The sequence below is a fragment of the Mycobacterium timonense genome (assembly GCF_025821985.1).
In the GTDB taxonomy this organism is placed as follows: domain Bacteria; phylum Actinomycetota; class Actinomycetes; order Mycobacteriales; family Mycobacteriaceae; genus Mycobacterium; species Mycobacterium avium.
The window spans coordinates 21211-40999 of the sequence record NZ_JACKSY010000006.1; the positions used below are offsets into that span (position 1 = coordinate 21211).

General features: G+C 72.0%; 4 protein-coding genes. All 4 read left to right on the forward strand.

Features of this window, described 5'->3' with window-relative positions; genetic code table 11:
- The first annotated feature begins 93 nt into the window (after positions 1-93).
- Positions 94-1146, forward strand: coding sequence for a condensation domain-containing protein (locus H7I87_RS00675; protein WP_264002501.1), 1053 nt, complete (start codon positions 94-96; stop codon positions 1144-1146).
- Positions 1116-16034: a non-ribosomal peptide synthetase gene (locus H7I87_RS00680; RefSeq protein ID WP_264002502.1), complete on the forward strand. Its 14919-nt coding sequence runs from the start codon at positions 1116-1118 to the stop codon at positions 16032-16034. Before H7I87_RS00675 ends, H7I87_RS00680 begins: the two co-directional genes overlap by 31 nt.
- Before the next feature lie 159 nt (positions 16035-16193).
- Positions 16194-17999 carry an N-acetylglutaminylglutamine amidotransferase gene (locus H7I87_RS00685; protein ID WP_023899930.1) on the forward strand — a complete coding sequence of 602 codons (1806 nt, stop codon included), beginning with the start codon at positions 16194-16196 and terminating at the stop codon, positions 17997-17999.
- Positions 17996-19789 (forward strand): N-acetylglutaminylglutamine synthetase, encoded by a 1794-nt coding sequence (gene ngg, locus H7I87_RS00690; RefSeq protein ID WP_009977198.1) that lies wholly within the window; start codon positions 17996-17998, stop codon positions 19787-19789. Before H7I87_RS00685 ends, ngg begins: the two co-directional genes overlap by 4 nt.

Sequence of the window (19789 nt, forward strand, 5' to 3'; positions counted from 1 at the left end):
GGCCGGTGAGCGGCCCGCGGTGGTGCCGCTGTCGTTCGCGCAGAACCGGCTGTGGTTCTGGATCAATTGCAGGGCCCCTCACCGGTTTACAACATGGCGGCCGCGCTGCGGCTGGACGGCCCGCTGGACACCGAGGCGCTGGGCGCGGCGCTGGGCGACGTGGTGGCCCGGCACGAGAGCCTGCGCACCCTGTTCGCCGCCCCCGAGGGGCGACCCCAGCAGGTGGTGCTGCCCGCCGAGCGGGCCGACTTCGGGTGGGAGGTCGTCGACGCCAGCGGCTGGTCGGCAGACCAACTGGACGAGGCGATCGGCGCCACCGCCCGCTACACCTTCGACCTTGCGGCCCAAATCCCGCTGCGCGCAGAGCTTTTCCGTCTCCACGACGACCGGCACGTGTTGGTGGCCGTGGTGCACCACATCGCCGCCGACGGCATGTCCATCACCCCGCTGGTGCGTGATCTCGGTGCGGCCTATGCCCGGCGGTGCGCCGGTCACGCCCCGGGCTGGGAGCCGCTGCCGGTGCAGTACGTCGACTACACGCTGTGGCAGCGCGCGCAATTCGGTGATCTCGACGATCCCGGCAGCCGCATCGCCGCCCAGCTGGCCTACTGGCAGGACGCGCTGGCCGGCATGCCCGAGCGGCTGGCGCTGCCCACCGACCGGCCCTATCCGCTGGTGGCCGACCAGCGCGGCGCCACGGTGGAAATCGACTGGCCGGCCGAGCTGCAGCAGCGAATCGGCGACATGGCCCGCCGGCACAACGCCACCAGCTTCATGGTGATCCAGACCGCCCTGACCGTGCTGCTGGCCAAGCTCGGCGCCAATCCCGATGTGGCGGTGGGCTTCCCGATCGCGGGGCGGCGCGACCCGGCGCTGGACGACCTGGTCGGGTTCTTCGTCAACACCCTGGTGCTGCGGGTGGACGCGGCCGGCGATCCCAGCTTCACCGAGCTGCTGGCCCGGGTCCGCACCCGCAGCCTGGAGGCCTTCGAGCACCAGGATGTGCCGTTCGAGGTGCTGGTGGAGCGGCTCAACCCGACCCGCAGCCTCACGGGCAGGACACCGGCCCGGCCGCGGGGCTGTCCCTCGGCGATGTCGAAATCACGCCGATACCGGTGGACACCCACACCGCGCGGATGGACCTGACCTTCTCCGTCGGCGAACGCTGGAGCGAGAGCGGCGAACCGGGCGGGATCGGCGGCACAGTGGAATTCCGCACCGACGTGTTCGACCCGGACAGCATCCAGACGCTGATCGGGCGGCTGCGGCGGGTGCTGGAGGCGATGACCGCCGACCCGACACAATCCGTGTCGTCGGTGGACCTGCTCGACGAGCGGGAGCACGCCCGCCTCGACACCCTGGGCAACCGGGCGGCGCTGACCGGACCTCCGCCCCGGTTCGATTCCCTCCCAACACTTTTCGCCGAGCAGGCCGCCCGCACCCCGGACGCCGTCGCGCTGGTCTGCGGCGGCCGCCGGATGACCTACCGGGAGCTGGACGAGGCCGCCAACCGGGTGGCGCACCTGCTGCGCGTGCGGGGGGCCGGCCCGGGACACACCGTGGCACTGCTGTTTTCCCGGTCGGCCGAGGCGATCGTCGCGATCCTGGGGGTGCTCAAGTCGGGGGCGGCCTACCTGCCGATCGACCCGGCGCTGCCGGGCGAGCGGATCGGGTTCATGCTGGCCGACGCCGCGCCGCTGGTCGCGATCAGCACCGCCGAGCTGGCGCCGCGGCTGCACGGCCAGCACGACGTGCCAGTCGTCGACGTGCACGACCCCGCGATCGAGGCCGCGCCCTCAAGCGCGCTGCCGCCGCCGGGTGCGGACGACATCGCCTACCTGATCTACACCTCGGGCACCACCGGCGTGCCCAAAGGCGTTGCGGTGAGCCACCGTAACGTCGCCCAGTTGCTGACGGCCGAGTCGGGGCTGCCGCGCGAGGGCGTGTGGTCGCAGTGGCATTCGCTGGCCTTCGACGTGTCGGTGTGGGAGATCTTCGGCGCCCAGCTGCACGGCGGGCGGCTGGTGGTGATCCCCGAATCCGTGGCCCGTTCACCGGAAGACCTGCACGCGCTGCTGATAACCGAACAGGTCAGCGTGCTCAGCCAGACCCCGTCGGCGGCCGGCGCCCTGTCACCCGAGGGCCTCGAGGACCTCACCCTGGTGGTGGCCGGCGAGGCCTGCCCGAGCGAGCTGGTCGACCGCTGGGCGCCGGGGCGGACGATGATCAACGCCTACGGCCCCACCGAGGCCACGGTGTACGCGGCGATCAGCGCGCCGCTGCGGCCGGGAGCGCTGGGTGGTGTGCCGATCGGCTCCCCGGTGCCGGGCGGGGCGGTGTTCGTGCTGGACGAGTGGCTGCGCCCGGTGCCGCCGGGTGTGGTGGGCGAGCTCTATGTCGCCGGCGCCGGGGTGGCCTGCGGCTATTGGCGGCGCGGCGGGTTGACCGCGTCGCGGTTCGTGGCGTGTCCGTTCGGGGCGCCCGGGGCGCGGATGTATCGCACCGGCGACCTGGTGCGCTGGCGCGGCGACGGCCAACTGGACTATCTGGGCCGCGTCGACGAACAGGTCAAGATCCGCGGCTACCGCATCGAACTCGGCGAGGTGCGCGCCGCCCTGGCCTGGGTGGACGGTGTCGACCAGGCGGTCGTCGTCGCCCGCGAGGACCGGCCCCGGGACAAGCGGCTGGTCGGCTACATCACCGGCACCGCCGACCCGGCCGCGGTGCGCGCCGCGCTGGCCGAACGGCTGCCCGCCTACATGGTCCCGGCGGCCGTCGTCACGCTCGACGCAATCCCGTTGACGCCCAACGGAAAACTCGACACCCGCGCCCTGCCCGCACCCGAATACTCCGACGCCGACCGGTATCGCGCCCCCGACAACGCCGTCGAGGAGATCCTGGCCGGCATCTATGCCCAGGTGCTGGGCGTGCAGCGGGTCGGGGTCGACGACTCGTTCTTCGACCTGGGCGGCGACAGCATCTCCTCGATGCAGGTGGTGACCCGGGCCCGCGCCGCCGGCCTGGTGTGCAAGACCCGCGACATCTTCGTCGAGCAGACGGTCGCCCGGCTGGCCCGGGTCGCCGAGGTGGCCGACGCCGACGCCGCGGCCGACGAGGGTGTCGGCGAGATCACCGCCACCCCGATCATCCGCTGGCTGCAGGACGTGGAAAGCGCCGGCGGCCAAGTCGATCAGTTCAACCAGGCCATGCTGGTGCGGGCGCCCGCCGGCGTCACCGAGGCCGACGTGGTCACGGTGTTGCAGGCCCTGCTGGACCGGCACGCCATGCTGCGGCTGCGCGTCGAGCGCGACGACGCCACCGGCGAGTGGTCGCTGCAGGTGCCCGAGCCCGGGTCGGTGGACGCCGGCGCCTGCCTGCATGCGGTGGACGAGCTGTCCGACGCGGCCGTCATCGAGGCGCGGTCGCGGCTGAACCCCGCCGCCGGCGTGATGCTCAGCGCGGTGTGGGCGAACGCCACCGGGCAGCTGGTGGTGATCATCCACCACCTGGCCGTCGACGGTGTCTCATGGCGAATCCTGCTGCAGGACTTGAACATCGCCTGGGCGCAGCATCACGGCGGGCAGCCGGTGGCGTTACCCGCGGCGGGCACCTCGTTCGCCCGGTGGGCGTCACGGCTGGCCGGGCACGCCCACCACCCGGACGTGGCGGACCGGGCCGGCGCCTGGCAGGCGGTGGCGGCGACCCCGCCGGCGCTGCCCGCGGTGCGTCCCGACGTGGACACCTTCGCCTCCGCCGGCCACCTCTCGACCGAGCTGGACACCGAAACCACCGCCATGCTGCTCGGTGAGGTGCCGGCGGCATTCCACGCCGGCGTGCAGGACATCCTGCTGATCGCGTTCGCGCTGGCGTGCGCGGAGTTTTGCGGCACCCGCGGCACGCCGATCGGCATCGACGTCGAGGGCCACGGCCGGCGCGAGGAACTGGGCCGCGACATCGACCTGTCCCACACCGTGGGCTGGTTCACCACCAAATACCCGGTCGCCCTGACCGTCGGCGCCCTGGATTGGGCGCAGGTCGTCGCCGGCGCGCCGGGACTGGGCGACATCCTCAAGGCCGCCAAGGAACAACTCCGCTCGCTGCCCGACCCGCTGAGCTACGGGCTGCTGCGCTACCTAAATCCCGGCGTGGACCTGGACGGGGACGACCCGCCGATCGGGTTCAACTACCTGGGCCGCCAGGGCGGGGCCACCGAGTTGACCGCCGACATGTGGCGGCCCGAGCCGGACGGCTGGACGGCCACCCGCGCGGCCGCCGCCATCCCCATGCCACTGATGCACACCCTGGAGCTCAACGCGGTCACCGTCGACTCCGCGTCCGGCCCGCGGCTGCACGCCAACTGGACCTGGGCGCCCTCGGCGCTCGACGATCAGCAGATCGCCCGGCTGAGCCGGCTGTGGTCGCAGGCGCTGACCGGCATCTGCGCGCACGTGCGCGCCGGCGGCGGCGGGCTGACGCCGTCCGACATCGCGCCGGCCCGGCTCACCCAGCAGCAGCTCGATCAGCTTGCGCGGCAACACCGCATCGCCGACGTGCTGGCGCTGACCCCGGTGCAGCAGGGTCTGCTGTTCCACGCCAACACCGCGTCAGGCAGCGACGACCTCTATGCCGGGCAGCTCGACATCGCCATCGCCGGCCCGCTCGACGCCGCGCGGCTGCGCGACGCGGTGCACGCCGTGGTTCACCGGCACCCCAACCTGGTGGCCCGGTTCTGCGACCGCTACGACCAGGCGGTCCAGATCATCCCGGCCGAGCCGGCACCGGCCTGGCAGGTCGTCGAGCTGCACGGCGAGGAGCAGATCCGCCAGCTGGGCGCCGACGAGCGCGCCGCCGTGTGCGCCGATCTCACCGAGTCTCCGGCCCTCCGGGTGGCGCTGGTGCGCACCGCGACCGACCGGCACCGGCTGCTGCTGACCAACCACCACATCGTGCTGGACGGCTGGTCGATGCCGATCCTGTTGGGCGAGATCTTCGCCGCCTACTACGGTCAGCGGCTTCCGGCGCCGGCGCCCTACCGCGGCTTCGTCGACTGGCTGGCCGAACGGGACCTCGACGCCGCCCGCGCGGCGTGGGCCGAGGTGTTCGCCGGCTTCGACACCCCGACCCTGGTCGGGCCCCAGGACCCGGTCGAGCTCGGGCCGCAACAGGTCGAGACGTTCACCCTGCCCGCCGACCTGACCCGGGCCGTCACCGACTTGGCCCGGTCCTGCCACACCACCGTCAACACCGTGCTGCAGGCGGCGTTCGCGCGCCTGCTGTGCGCCCTCACCGGGCAACGCGACGTCGTCTTCGGCACCACGGTGTCGGGCCGGCCCGCGGAGGTGCCCGGCGCCGACACGATGGTGGGCCTGCTGATCAACACCGTGCCGGTGCGGGCGAACATCACCGCGACCACCAGCACCGTCGACCTGCTGCACCAGCTGCAAGGCGCCTACAACCACACGCTCGACCACCAGCACCTGGCGCTCAACGAGATCCACCGAATCACCGGCCAGGACAAGCTTTTCGACACGCTGTTCGCCTACGAGAACTACCCGATCGACGCCGGCGCGCTGTCCGGCGACCAGGAGCTGGCCGTCACCGACATCACCAGCCGCGAATCCACCCACTACCCGCTGACCGTGCAGGCCCAGCCCGGGTCGCAGCTGCGCCTCCAAATCGAATACGCCACACGGGTTTTCGACGACGAGGACATCGCGACGCTGATCGAGCGGATGCGGCGGGTACTGGTCGCCATGACCGCCGACCCGGCACGGCCGCTGTCGTCGATCGACGTGCTCGACCCGGCCGAACACCAGCGGCTGCACGACTGGGGCGCCCGGGCGGTCCTGGACCGGCCCGCCACCCGGACGTCGATCCCGGCGCTGTTCACCGCGCAGGCACAGCGCAGCCCGCAAGCGCCGGCGGTGACCTTCGAGGGCCGCACCACGACCTACCGGGAGCTCGACGAGGCGTCGAACCGGTTGGCGCACTTGCTGATCGGCCGCGGGGTGGGCCCGGGGCAAGCGGTGGCGCTGCTGTTGCCGCGGTCCGCCGACGCGATCGTGGCGATCCTGGCGGTGCTCAAGACCGGGGCGGCCTACCTGCCGATCGACCCCGCGCTGCCGGCGGCCCGCATCGAGTTCATGCTCGACGACACCGCGCCGACCGCCGCGGTCACCACCGCCGCGCTGGCCGGCCCGCTGCGCGGCCGCGACCTGACCGTCGTCGACATCGGCGACCGCGCGCTGTCCCGCCAGCCGCACACCGCGCTGCCGGCGCCGGACCCCGACCACGTCGCGCACATCATCTACACCTCGGGCACCACCGGTGTGCCCAAAGGCGTTGCGGTCAGCCACCACAACGTGACCCGGCTGTTCGACGCGCAGGCCGTCGGCGTCGAGTTGTCCGCCGATCAGGTGTGGACGCAGTTCCATTCGTACGCGTTCGACTACTCGGTGTGGGAGATCTGGGGCGCGCTGCTGCACGGCGGCCGGCTGGTGGTGGTGTCCGACGCGGTGGCCCGCTCACCGATGGACTTCCACGCCCTGCTGGTGGCCGAGAACGTCACCGTGTTGAGCCAAACCCCGTCGGCGGTGCGGATGCTCTCCCCGCAGGGCCTGGAATCCGCGGCGCTGGTGATCGGCGCCGAGCCCTGCCCGCCCGAGCTGCTGGACCGCTGGGCGCCCGGGCGCACCATGGTCAACGTCTACGGCCCGACCGAAGCCACCATCTTCTCGACGGCCAGCACACCGCTGGCGGCCGGTTCGGGGGCGCCGCCGATCGGCTCGCCGGTGCCCGGGACGGCGCTGTTGGTGCTGGACGGCTGGCTGCGCCCGGTGCCGGCCGGCGTGGTCGGCGAGCTGTACGTGGCCGGCCGCGGCGTGGGCTACGGCTACCTGCGCCGGGCCGGGCTGACCGCGTCGCGGTTCGTGGCGTGTCCGTTCGGGGCGCCCGGGGCGCGGATGTATCGCACGGGCGATCTGGTGCGCTGGCGCGCCGACGGGCAGCTGGACTACCTGGGCCGCGCCGACGAGCAGGTCAAGATCCGCGGCTACCGCATCGAGGTCGGCGAGATCCGCTCCGCCCTGGCCGCGCTCGACGGCGTCGACGAGGCGGTCGTGATCGCCCGCGAGGACCGGCCCGGGGACAAGCGGCTGGTCGGCTACATCACCGGGGACGCCGACCCGGCCGAGGCCCGCGCCCGGCTGGCCGAGCGGCTGCCGGCCTACATGGTCCCCGTCGCGGTGGTGGTGCTGGACGCGCTGCCGATGACCGTCAACGGCAAACTCGACCTGCGCGCCCTGCCGGCGCCCGAATACGCCGCGGCCGGCTACCGGTCGCCGACCACCCCCGCCGAGGAGATCCTGGCCGGCATCTACGCCCACGTGCTCGGCGTGCAGCGGGTCGGGGTCGACGACTCCTTCTTCGACCTGGGCGGCGACAGCATCTCGGCGATGCGGGTGATCGCGGCCATCAACAGCGCCCTGGACGTCGGTGTCCCGGTGCGGGCCATCTTCGAGGCGCCCACGGTCGCCCAGCTGGCGCCGCGCATCGGTGAGGACGCCGGCCGGCTGGACCCGCTGACGGCGGGCGAACGTCCCGCGGTGGTGCCGCTGTCGTTCGCGCAGAGCCGGCTGTGGTTCCTCGACCAGCTGCAGGGGCCGTCCCCGGTGTACAACATGGCGGCCGCGCTGCGGATGCACGGCCGGCTCGATGACCGGGCGCTGGGCGCGGCGCTGGCCGACGTGGTGGCCCGGCACGAGAGCCTGCGCACGGTGTTCGCCGCGCCCGACGGAACGCCGCAACAGGTGGTGCTGCCGGCCGAGCGCGCCGACCTCGGCTGGCGGGTGGTGAACGCCCGCGACTGGTCGGCGAGCCGGCTGCGCGAGGCCATCGACGCCGCGGCCCGCGAAACCTTCGACCTGGCAACCCAAATCCCGTTGCGCGCAACACTTTTCCGCATCGGCGAGGACGAACACGTGCTGGTGGCCGTGGTGCATCACATCGCCGCCGACGGCTGGTCGTTGCGGCCGCTGGTGCGTGACCTGGGGGTGGCCTACGCCAGCCGGTGCGCCGGTCACGCCCCGGGCTGGGAGCCGCTGCCGGTGCAATACGTCGACTACACGCTGTGGCAGCGCGCCCAGTTCGGCGAGCTGGCCGACAGTGGCAGCCGCATCGCCGCCCAGCTGGCCTACTGGCAGCAGGCGCTGGCCGGCATGCCCGAGCGGCTGGCGCTGCCCACCGACCGGCCCTACCCGCAGCTCGCCGATCAGCGCGGCGCGGCCGTCGACGTGGACTGGCCGGCCGATCTGCAGCAGCAGGTCGCGGGGCTGGCCCGCGAGTACAACTCCACCAGCTTCATGGTGGTGCAGGCCGCGCTGGCGGTGCTGCTGGCCAAGCTCAGCGCCAGCACCGACGTCGCCGTCGGCTTCCCGATCGCCGGGCGGCGCGACCCGGCCCTCGACGACCTGGTCGGGTTCTTCGTGAACACCCTGGTACTGCGGGTCGACCTGTCCGGCGATCCCAGCTTCACCGAGCTGCTGGCCCGGGTCCGCACCCGCAGCCTGGAGGCCTTCGAGCACCAGGATGTGCCGTTCGAGGTGCTGGTGGAGCGGCTCAACCCGACCCGCAGCCTCACCGCCGGCCAGGACGCCGACCCCGGCGCCGGGCTGGCCCTGGGCGACGACGTGCGGGTCACCTCGATGCCGCTGGACACCCAGGTCGCCCGCATGGACCTGACGTTCTCGTTGGCCGAACGCTGGACCGAGGACGACGAGCCCGCCGGGATCGGCGGACGGGTGGAATTCCGCACCGACGTGTTCGACGCGGACACCATCGAGACGCTGATCCGGCGGCTGCAGCGGGTGCTGGAGGCGATGACCGCCGACCCGACACAATCCGTGTCGTCGGTGGACCTGCTGGACGCCGGCGAGCACGCGCACCTCGACCGCATCGGCAACCGGGCCGCGCTCAGCGGGCCGGCAGCCCAATTCCACTCCATCCCAACGGTTTTCGCCGAGCAGGCCGCCCGCACCCCGGACGCCGTCGCGCTGGTCTACGAAGACCGCTCATGGACCTACCGCGAGCTCGACGAGGCCGCCAACCGGTTGGCGCACCGGCTGGCCGGCTTCGGGGTGGGCGCCGGCGAGCGGGTGGCCCTGCTGTTTTCCAGGTCGGCCGAGGCCATCGTCGCGATCCTGGCCGTGCTCAAGGCTGGCGCCGCCTACCTGCCGATCGACCCGGCGCTGCCGGACGAGCGGATCGGGTTCATGCTGGCCGACGCCGCGCCGATGGTCGCGATCAGCACCGCCGAGCTGGCACCGCGGCTGCACGGCCACCACGTCGTCGTCCTCGACGTGCACGACCCGGCCGTCGACACTCAGCCGTCGACCCCGCTGCCGCCGCCGGGTGCGGACGACATCGCCTACCTGATCTACACCTCGGGCACCACCGGTGTGCCCAAAGGCGTTGCGGTGAGCCACCGCAACGTGACGCAGCTGCTCACCGCCGATTCCGGGCTGCCGCGCGAGGGCGTGTGGTCGCAGTGGCATTCGCTGGCCTTCGACGTGTCGGTGTGGGAGATCTTCGGCGCCCTGCTGCACGGCGGCCGGCTGGTGGTGATCCCCGACTCGGTGGTGCGCTCGCCGGACGACTTCCACGCCCTGCTGGTCGACGAACAGGTCAGCGTGCTCAGCCAGACCCCGTCGGCCGCCGGCACCCTCTCACCCGAGGGCCTCGAATCGACCGCCCTGGTGGTCGCCGGCGAGGCGTGCCCGGCCGAGCTGGTCGACCGGTGGGCCCCGGGCCGGACGATGATCAACGCCTACGGCCCCACCGAGGCCACCGTCTACACCGCGATCAGCGCGCCGCTGCAGCCCGGGTCACCGGCCGGGGTGCCGATCGGCTTCCCGGTCCCCGGCACCGGCCTGTTCGTGCTCGACGAATCGCTGCGGCCGGTGCCGCCGGGCGTGGTGGGCGAGCTCTATGTCGCCGGCGCCGGGGTGGCCTGCGGCTACTGGCGGCGCGGCGGGCTGACCGCATCGCGGTTCGTGGCGTGTCCGTTCGGGCGGCCGGGGGCGCGGATGTATCGCACGGGCGATCTGGTGCGCTGGCGCGGCGACGGGCAGCTGGACTACCTGGGTCGGGCCGACGAGCAGGTCAAGGTCCGCGGCTACCGCATCGAACTCGGCGAGGTGCGCTCGGCGCTGGCCGCGCTGGACGGGGTGGACCAGGCCGCCGTCGTCGCCCGCGAGGACCGGCCGGGGGACAAGCGGCTGGTCGGCTACATCACCGGGGACGCCGACCCGGCCGAGGCCCGCGCCCGGCTGGGCGAGCGGCTGCCGGCCTACATGGTGCCGGCGGCCATCGTCGCGCTCGACGCAATCCCGTTGACGCCCAACGGAAAACTCGACACCCGCGCCCTGCCCGCACCCGAATACTCCGACGCCGGCCAATACCGCGCCCCCGAAACCCCCGTCGAGCAGACCCTGGCCGCCATCTACGCCCAGGTGCTGGGCGTGCAGCGGGTCGGGGTCGACGACTCCTTCTTCGACCTGGGCGGCGACAGCATCTCCTCGATGCAGGTGGTGACCCGGGCCAAGGCCGCCGGCCTGGCGGTGCGCACCCGCGACATCTTCACCGAGCAGACCGTGGCCCGGCTGGCCCGGGTGGCAGGCGTGGCCGACGAGGACGGCGGGCCGGCCGACGAGGGCACCGGCGAGGTGACGGCCACGCCGATCATCGAATGGTTGCGCGGCGTGAACGGCCCGGTCGATGAGTTCAACCAGACGATGGTGCTGCAGGCGCCCGCCGGCGTCACCGAGGCCGACGTGGTGGCGGTGCTGCAGGCCCTGCTGGACCGGCACGCCATGCTGCGGCTGCGCGTCGACACCGCGGCGGACACCGGCGAGTGGTCGCTGCAGGTGCCCGAGCCCGGGTCGGTGGACGCCGCGCAGCGGGTGCACACCGTGGACGAGCTGTCCGACGCGGCGATCATCGAGGCGCGGTCGCGGCTGAACCCGGCCGCCGGCGTGATGCTCAGCGCCCTGTGGGTGGGCTCCACCGGCCGGCTGGTGCTGATCATTCATCACCTGGCCGTCGACGGGGTGTCCTGGCGGGTGCTGCTGGAAGACCTCAACATCGCCTGGGGCCAGCATCACAACGGCCAGCCGATCGCGCTTCCCGCGGGCGGCACGTCATTCGCCCGGTGGGCGTCGCTGCTGGCCGAGCACGCCTCCTCGCCGGCGGTGGTCGAGCAGGCCGACGCCTGGCGGCGGGTCGCCGCGACGCCGCCCGCGCTCCCGCCGGTGCGCCCCGAGGCGGACACCTACCAGAGCGCCGAGAACCTGGCGGCCACGCTGGACACCGAAACCACCCGCACGCTGCTCGGCGAGGCGCCCGCGGCGTTCCACGCCGGGGTCAACGACATCCTGCTCATCGCGTTCGCGCTGGCCTGGGCCGAGTTCCTGGACAGCGCGGACGCCCCGATCGGCATCGACGTCGAGGGCCACGGCCGGCACGAGGAACTGGCCGCCGGCGTGGACCTGTCGCGCACCGTCGGCTGGTTCACCACCAAATACCCGGTCGCCCTGACCGTCGGCGCCCTGGAGTGGGAGCAGGTGACCTCCGGCGCGCCGGGGCTGGGCGCACTGGTCAAAGACGCCAAGGAGCAACTGCGCGCCCTGCCCGACCCGCTGAGCTACGGGCTGCTGCGCTACGTCAACACCGACGTCGACCTGGACGGCGCCGACCCGCCGATCGGGTTCAACTACCTGGGCCGGCTGGGCGGCGCGGCCGCCGAGCTCTCCGACGAGCTATGGCGGATCAGCCGCGACGGCTCCTCGGCGACCGCCACCAGCACCGCGGTGCCCATGCCGTTGATGCACACCGTGGACCTCAACGCCGGCACCATGGACACCGAGCACGGCCCGCAGCTACACGCCAACTGGACCTGGGCGCCCTCGGCGCTGAACCGCGACCAGGTGACCCGGTTGAGCCGGCTGTGGTTCGACGCCCTGGCCGGCATCTGCGCGCACGTGCGCGCCGGCGGCGGCGGACTGACCCCGTCCGACATCGCGCCCGCGCGGCTGACTCCGCCGCAGATCGACCAGCTCGAGCGCCAACACCGGATCGCCGACGTGCTGCCGCTGACCCCGCTGCAGCAGGGCCTGCTGTTCCACGCCAACACCACCCGCGGCGGCGACGACCATCTCTACGTGGTGCAGCTGGATCTGACATTGACCGGCCCGCTCGACCGGGACCGGCTGCGCGAGGCCATGCACACCGTGATCAGCCGGCACCCGCACCTGGGGGCCCGCTTCTGCGATCAGTTCGACGAGCCGGTTCAGGTCATCCCGGCGGATCCGACGATGGCGTGGCGGTACCTCGAGCTGCATGCCAACGGCAGCGAGTCCGACGCCCAGATCCGGCGGCTGTGCGCCGGCGAACGTGCCGCGGTCTACGACCTGGCCGAGGCGCCCGCGGTCCGGGCCGTGTTGATCCGCACCGGGCCCGACCGGCACCGGCTGGTGCTCACCATCCACCACATCGTGCTCGACGGCTGGTCGGTGCCGATCCTGCTCAACGAGACGTTCGCCTGCTACACCGGGCAGCGGCTGCCCGCGCCCGCGCCCTACCGCAGGTTCGTGACCTGGCTGGCCGAGCGCGACCTCGACGCCGCCCGCGCGGCGTGGGGCGAGGCGCTCGCCGGTTTCGACACCCCGACACTGGTCGGGCCGCCGCATTCGCTGGAGCCGGGCGCCCGAGGCGTCCAAGCGTTTGCGGTGTCCGCGGAGATCACCCGGGCGCTCGGCGAGCTGGCCCGCGCCCACCACACCACGGTCAGCACCGTGCTGCAGGCCGCGTGGGCGCAGCTGCTGGTGTGGCAGACCGCTCAGCACGACGTCGCGTTCGGCACCACCGTGTCGGGCCGGCCCGCCGAGGTGCCCGGCGCCGACTCGATGGTGGGCCTGATGATCAACACCGTCCCGGTGCGCGCCCGCATCTCCGCGGCCACCACCACGACCGATCTGCTGGCCGAGCTGCAACGCGGTCACGCCGACACGCTGGACCACCAGCACCTGGCATTGAGCGAGATCCACCGAATCGCCGGCCAGGACAAGCTGTTTGACACGCTGTTCGGCTACGAGAACTACCCGCTGGACACCTCGGCGCTGGCCGTCGACCACGAGCTGACCATCAGCGACGTCAACCTGTTCGAGCGCAACCACTACCCGTTGACCATGCAGGCCGCCCTGTCCGGCGACCGGCTGGGGCTGCGGGTGGAATACGACGCCGGCATCTTCGACGCGGCCACCATCGAGGCGCTGAGCCGGCGGTTGGAGCGGGTGCTGATCGCGATGACCGCCGACCCGGCCCGGCCGCTGTCGTCGGTCGACCTGCTCGACCCGTCCGAGCGTCAGCGCTTGGACGACATCGGTAACCGGGCGGCACTGGCCGGGCCGCCGCCCGCGCCGCCGTCGATCCCGGTGTTGTTCGCCGCGCGGGCGGCGCAGACCCCGGATGCGGTGGCGATCAGCTGGGATGGCCTGTCGATGACGTACCGGGAACTCGACCAGGCCGCCAACCGGCTGGCGCACCTGCTGGCCGATCACGGTGCCGGCCCGGGACAGTCTGTGGCGCTGCTGTTTTCGCGGTCGGCGCACGCGATCGTCGCGATCTTGGCGGTGCTCAAGACCGGGGCGGCCTACCTCCCGATCGATGCGGCGGCGCCGGCCGCCCGGGTCAGGTTCATGCTCGCCGACTCCGCGGCGGTCGCCGCGGTCACCACCGCGGGTCTGCGGTCGCGGCTGGACGGCTGCGACGTGGCGGCCATCGACATCGAGGACCCCCGGATCCAGACCCGGCCGAGCACGCCGTTGCCGGCGCCCGCACCCCACGACATCGCCTATGTCATCTACACCTCGGGTACCACGGGTGTGCCCAAAGGTGTTGCGGTCACGCACCGCAACGTGACGCAGCTGCTGGAGCCCCTGGATGCGGGACTGCCGTCGCCCGGTGTGTGGACGCAAAGCCACTCGTATGCCTTCGATGTGTCGGTGTGGGAGATCTTCGGCGCGCTGCTGCGGGGCGGACGCCTGGTGGTGGTGCCCGAGGCGGTGACCCGCTCCCCGAAGGACTTTCACGCCTTACTGGTCGACGAAGAGGTCACCGTGCTGACCCAGACGCCGTCGGCGGTGGCGATGCTCTCGCCCGAGGGGCTGGAGTCGGTGTCGTTGGTGGTGGTGGGGGAGGCCTGCCCGGCCGAGGTGGTGGACCGCTGGGCGCCCGGGCGGGTGATGGTCAACGCCTACGGCCCGACGGAGACCACCATGTGCGTGGCCATCAGTGCGCCGCTGGCCCCGGGTATGGGGTCACCGCCGATCGGTGTGCCGGTCGATGGTGCGGGGTTGTTTGTGCTCGACGCGTGGTTGCGGCCGGTGGCCCCCGGCGTGGTCGGCGAGTTGTATGTTGCCGGCGCCGGGGTGGCCGCCGGGTATGTCGGACGGTCCGGGCTGACCGCCTCGCGGTTCGTGGCGTGCCCCTTCGGCGAGCCCGGAACCCGCATGTATCGCACCGGGGACCTGGTGTGTTGGCGTCCCGATGGGCAGTTGGACTATCGGGGTCGCGCCGACGAGCAGGTCAAGGTTCGCGGGTATCGGATCGAACTCGGCGAGGTGCAGGCGGCGCTGGCCGGGCTGGACGATGTCGAGCAGGCGGTGGTGATCGCCCGCGAGGACCGGCCCGGCGGCAAGCGGCTGGTCGGCTACATCACCGGTACCGCCGACCCGGCCGAGGCGCGCACCGCGCTGGCCCAACGGCTGCCGGTGTACATGGTGCCGACCGCGGTGGTGGCGCTGGACGCCATCCCGTTGACGCCCAACGGAAAAATCGACACCCGCGCCCTACCCACACCCGAATACACGGGCAGCCGCTACCGGGCCCCGTCCAACGCCGTCGAGGAGACCGTGGCCGGCATCTACGCCCATGTGCTCGGCGTGGAGCGGGTCGGCGCCGACGACTCCTTCTTCGAACTCGGCGGCGACAGCATCTCGGCGATGCGGGTGATCACGGCGATCAACGCCAGCCTGGGCGTCGAGCTCGCGGTCCGCACCTTGTTCGAGGCGCCCACCGTCGCAAGCCTGAGCCGGCGGGCGCAGACGGATACCGCTCGCGGCGGACAAGCCGAAGAGATCGTGCCCGTCCAGACCCTGAAAGAGGGGACCGGCGCACCGCTGTTCTGCATCCATGCCGCCGGCGGGCTCAGTTGGTCATATCAGGTGCTCGGCAATCATCTGGATTGCCCGATCATCGGAATTCAACAAGCCGAACCGCAGCACGCCGCGCCGCGGTCGATTCGCGAGATGGCGCAAAGCTACGCCGACAGAATCCAGGAAACCTATCCCGACGGCCCCTACCATCTCGTCGGCTGGTCGTTCGGCGGCGTCGTCGCCCACGAACTCGCGATCGAGCTGCAGCGGCGCGGGTGCGCAATCGCACGCCTTGTCCTCCTCGACGCTCAACCCGGTCTCGACGGCAGCGTCACCGCACCCGACGCTGCCCTGGCCGAGCAGCACATGATGGAAGAAGCCCTGCGGTCGCACCTGGCCGCCGCCGATCACGACCAACCGCACGCGCATCGGCAGTTCAACCAACTCGTCCGTGAAGCCGGAGCCGAAGGCATGTCTCGACACAAGCGCCTTTTCGATGTGCTTTTCGGGAATGCCCGAAACAATATCGAGCGCAGCAAGATTCACGAGCCCGGTGTTTTCCTCGGCGATGTGACCATCTTCTCCGCGGTGCGTGATCACGAGGATCGCAGTGCGTTCCTCGCCGAGAATTGGCGTCCGTACGTTGCCGGCGACATCGTCATCCACGAGATCGACTGCACGCATGACGAGATCCTCAATGCCGATGTGGTGGATTCGTACGGGCAGCGCCTCGGGCAACTGCTGGGCGCGCAACGTCGCCGGGAACTGACCCCACCGCAACGATTCGGGGCGGACCCCGGCGACGACGAGCCGCCCGTCCGGTGATGAGCGATTTCGCCGGCCCGTCGCGACGGTGCGATTCATTTCACACCGGCGTCGATCGCGGTGATCACCGCGCACGGATCGCGGCCGTAGCTGGGCCGTTGCAGCGCTTTTGGCGGAGGTCACGCGCGCTGGGAATCGGGCAACGGTAGGGTCGAAGAGGTGTGCGGAGTCACCGGGGAGGTACGACTCGACGGGCGGGCGCCCGATGTAGCCGCGGTCTCGGCGATGGCCGCCGTGCTGACACCACGCGGCCCCGACGCCGGCGGCGCCTGGTCGCAGGGCCGCGTCGCGCTCGGGCATCGTCGCCTCAAGATCATCGACCTGACCGAAGCCGGCGCCCAGCCGATGGTCGACTCCGAGCTGGGCCTGTCCATCGCTTGGAACGGCTGCATCTACAACTACAAGGAACTGCGCAGCGAGCTGTCCGGCTACGGCTACCGGTTCTTCTCGCACAGCGACACCGAGGTCCTGATCAAGGCCTACCACCGGTGGGGCGACGACTTCGTCAGCCATCTGTTCGGCATGTTCGCCTTCGCCATCGTCGAACGCGACAGCGGTCGGGTGCTGCTCGGCCGCGACCGCCTCGGCATCAAACCCCTCTACCTGACCGAGGACAGCCACCGGGTCCGGTTCGCCTCGACGCTGCCCGCGCTGCTGGCCGGCGGCGGCGTGGACACCCGCATCGACCCGGTCGCCCTGCACCACTACATGAGCTTCCACTCGGTGGTGCCCGCCCCGGCCACCATCCTGCGCGGGGTCCGCAAGGTGCCGCCCGCCTCGCTGGTCGCCATCGAGCCCGACGGCAAACGCACCGTCACCACCTACTGGGCGCCCGATTTCACCCGGCACGCCGACCGCGCCGACTGGTCCGAACGCGACTGGGAGGACGCCGTGCTGTCCACCCTGCGGCTGGCCGTCAAGCGCCGGCTGGTGGCCGACGTCCCGGTGGGCTGCCTGCTGTCCGGTGGTGTCGACTCCAGCCTGATCGTGGGTTTGCTCGCCGAAGCCGGCCAGCACGGGCTGTCCACCTTCTCCATCGGCTTCGAGTCGGCGGGCGGGGTGAAGGGCGACGAGTTCCAGTACTCCGACATCGTGGCCCAGCGCTTCGAGACCAACCACCACCAGATCCGCATCGACTCCGCCCGGATGCTGCCCGCGCTGGACGGCGCCATCGGCGCGATGAGCGAACCGATGGTCAGCCACGACTGCGTCGCCTTCTACCTGCTCAGCCAGGAAGTGGCCCGGCACGTCAAGGTGGTGCAGTCCGGGCAGGGCGCCGACGAGGTGTTCGCCGGCTACCACTGGTACCCGCCGATGGGCGAGCCGGCCGCCGCCACCCTGGACGGGGCGGTCGCCCAGTACCGGCGGGCCTTCTTCGACCGGGACACCGCCGGCGTCGCGCAGCTGGTCGGACCCGGCATCCTCGCCCCGGGCGACCCCAGCCTGCGGTTCGTCACCGAACACTTCGCCCAGGCCGGCGCCGAGACCGGCATCGACCGCGCGTTGCGGCTTGACACCACGGTGATGCTGATCGACGACCCGGTGAAGCGGGTCGACAACATGACGATGGCCTGGGGGCTGGAGGGCCGGGTGCCCTTCCTCGACCACGAGCTGGTCGAGCTGGCCGCCACCTGCCCGCCGGAGTACAAGATCGCCCACGAAGGCAAGGGCGTGCTCAAACAGGCTGCGCGGCGGGTCATTCCGTCCGAGGTGATCGACCGGCCCAAGGGCTACTTCCCGGTCCCGGCGCTGACCCACCTGGAAGGCCCCTACCTGGACATGGTCCGTGACGCGCTGTACGCGCCGACCGCCAAGGAACGCGGTCTGTTCAACACCGACGCGGTCGACGCGCTGCTGGCCAACCCCAACGGCAAGCTGACCCCGCTGCGCGGCAACGAGCTGTGGCAGATCGCCCTGCTCGAGCTGTGGCTGCAGCGGCACGGTGTGACGGGCCCGGTTGCATGACCATGACCGATCCGGCAGAGGATCACCCCTCCGAGGCGATCACCCTCGGGCTGCACGACGCGTCGCCGCCCGAGATGGTGGACGCGATGGCCAAGGACGTCGAGCTCGAATTGGGTTGGGGCCGACTGATTTTCGGGCAAACCTTCGCCAATTCCCAAGAGCTGGTCGAGGCGCTGCGGCGGGAAGGGCCCGGCCGGCGCGACATCTGCATCTACGCCCGCGAATCCCATGTCGTGGTCGCCGAGGCGCCCACCGAGCTCTTCATCGACCCCAGCCACACCTACCGGCTGCGGTTCACCGGTAAGGAGAAGAGCCTGGCGCCCACACCGCTGGGCGTCACGGTCCGCACGCTCAACGACCCGATCGACGCCGACGCGATGAACCGGGTGTACGTGCGCTGCGGCATGGTCCCGGCCGGGGTGGACGTGATCTGGGAGAACCATCAGCACGTGCCCGCGGTGAAATACCTGCTCGCGGTGCGCGACGAGGACGGCGCCGTGGTCGGCACCGTCACCGGCGTCGACCACGAGTTGCTGTTCAACGACCCCGAGCACGGGTCGAGCCTGTGGACGCTGGCCGTCGACCCGGCCGCCGGGCTGCCCGGGGTGGGCGGCGCCCTGACCCGGGCGCTGGCCGAGCACTTCCGCAGCGCCGGCCGCGCCTACATGGATCTGTCGGTGGCGCACGACAATGCCGCCGCCATCAGCCTGTACGAGAAGCTGGGCTTCCGCCGCGTGCCGGTGCTGGCCATCAAGCGCAAGAACGCGATCAACGAGCCGCTGTTCAGCCCGCCGCCGGAGACGGTCGACGACCTCAATCCCTACGCCCGGATCATCGCCGACGAGGCGCTGCGCCGCGGGATCTGGGTCGAGGTGCTCGACGCCGAGACCGGCGAGATGCGGCTGACGCACGGCGGCCGCAGCGTCATCACCCGGGAATCGCTGTCCGAGTACACCTCGGCGGTGGCCATGTGCCGGTGCGACGACAAGCGGTTGACCCGCCGCCTGGTCTCCGAAGCGGGCATCACCGTGCCGCGCGCCCGGCTGGCCACCTTCGACGAGGGCGACTTCGCGTTCCTCAAGGAGGTCGGCGAGGTCGTCGTCAAACCCACCCGCGGCGAGCAGGGCAAAGGCATCACGGTCGGGGTCACCGCCGAGAACGGGCCCGACGACCTGTCCGCCGCCCTGGCCCGGGCCCGGGCGCAATACCCGGACGTGCTGATCGAGCAGCGGGTGCCCGGCGACGACCTTCGGCTGGTGGTGATCGACGGCCGCGTCGTCGCCGCCGCGCTGCGCCTGCCGCCGGAGGTCATCGGCACCGGCGAGCACAGCGTGCGGGACCTGATCGCCGCCGAGAGCCGGCGCCGCTCGGCGGCCACCGGCGGCGAATCGCGCATCCCGCTCGACGAACTCACCGAGGCCACCGTCGCCGAAGCCGGCTGGAAGCTCGACGACGTGCTGCCCCAGGGCACCCGGCTGCGCGTGCGCCGCACCGCCAACCTGCATCAGGGCGGCACCATCCACGACGTCACCGCGCAGGTCAACAGCGAACTGTGCCGGGTCGCGGTGACCGCGGCCGAAGCGATCGGCATCCCGGTGACCGGCATCGACCTGCTGGTGCCGGACGTGACCGGCGCCGACTACGCCTTCATCGAAGCCAACGAGCGGCCCGGGCTGGCCAACCACGAACCGCAGCCCACCGCCGCGGCCTTCATCGACTTCCTGTTCCCCGGTCACCCCGGCCAGCCGCAGGCCTGGACTCCCGAGGAATCCCGCTTTGCCCGGGGCTGA

Excerpts from the sequence above, each read along its gene's own strand:
- ngg (WP_009977198.1), top strand. The coding sequence starts at position 17,996 with ATGACCATGACCGATCCGGCAGAGGATCACCCCTCCGAGGCGATCACC.
- H7I87_RS00675 (WP_264002501.1), top strand. The coding sequence starts at position 94 with ATGGCGGCCGCGCTGCGGCTGGACGGCCCGCTGGACACCGAGGCGCTG.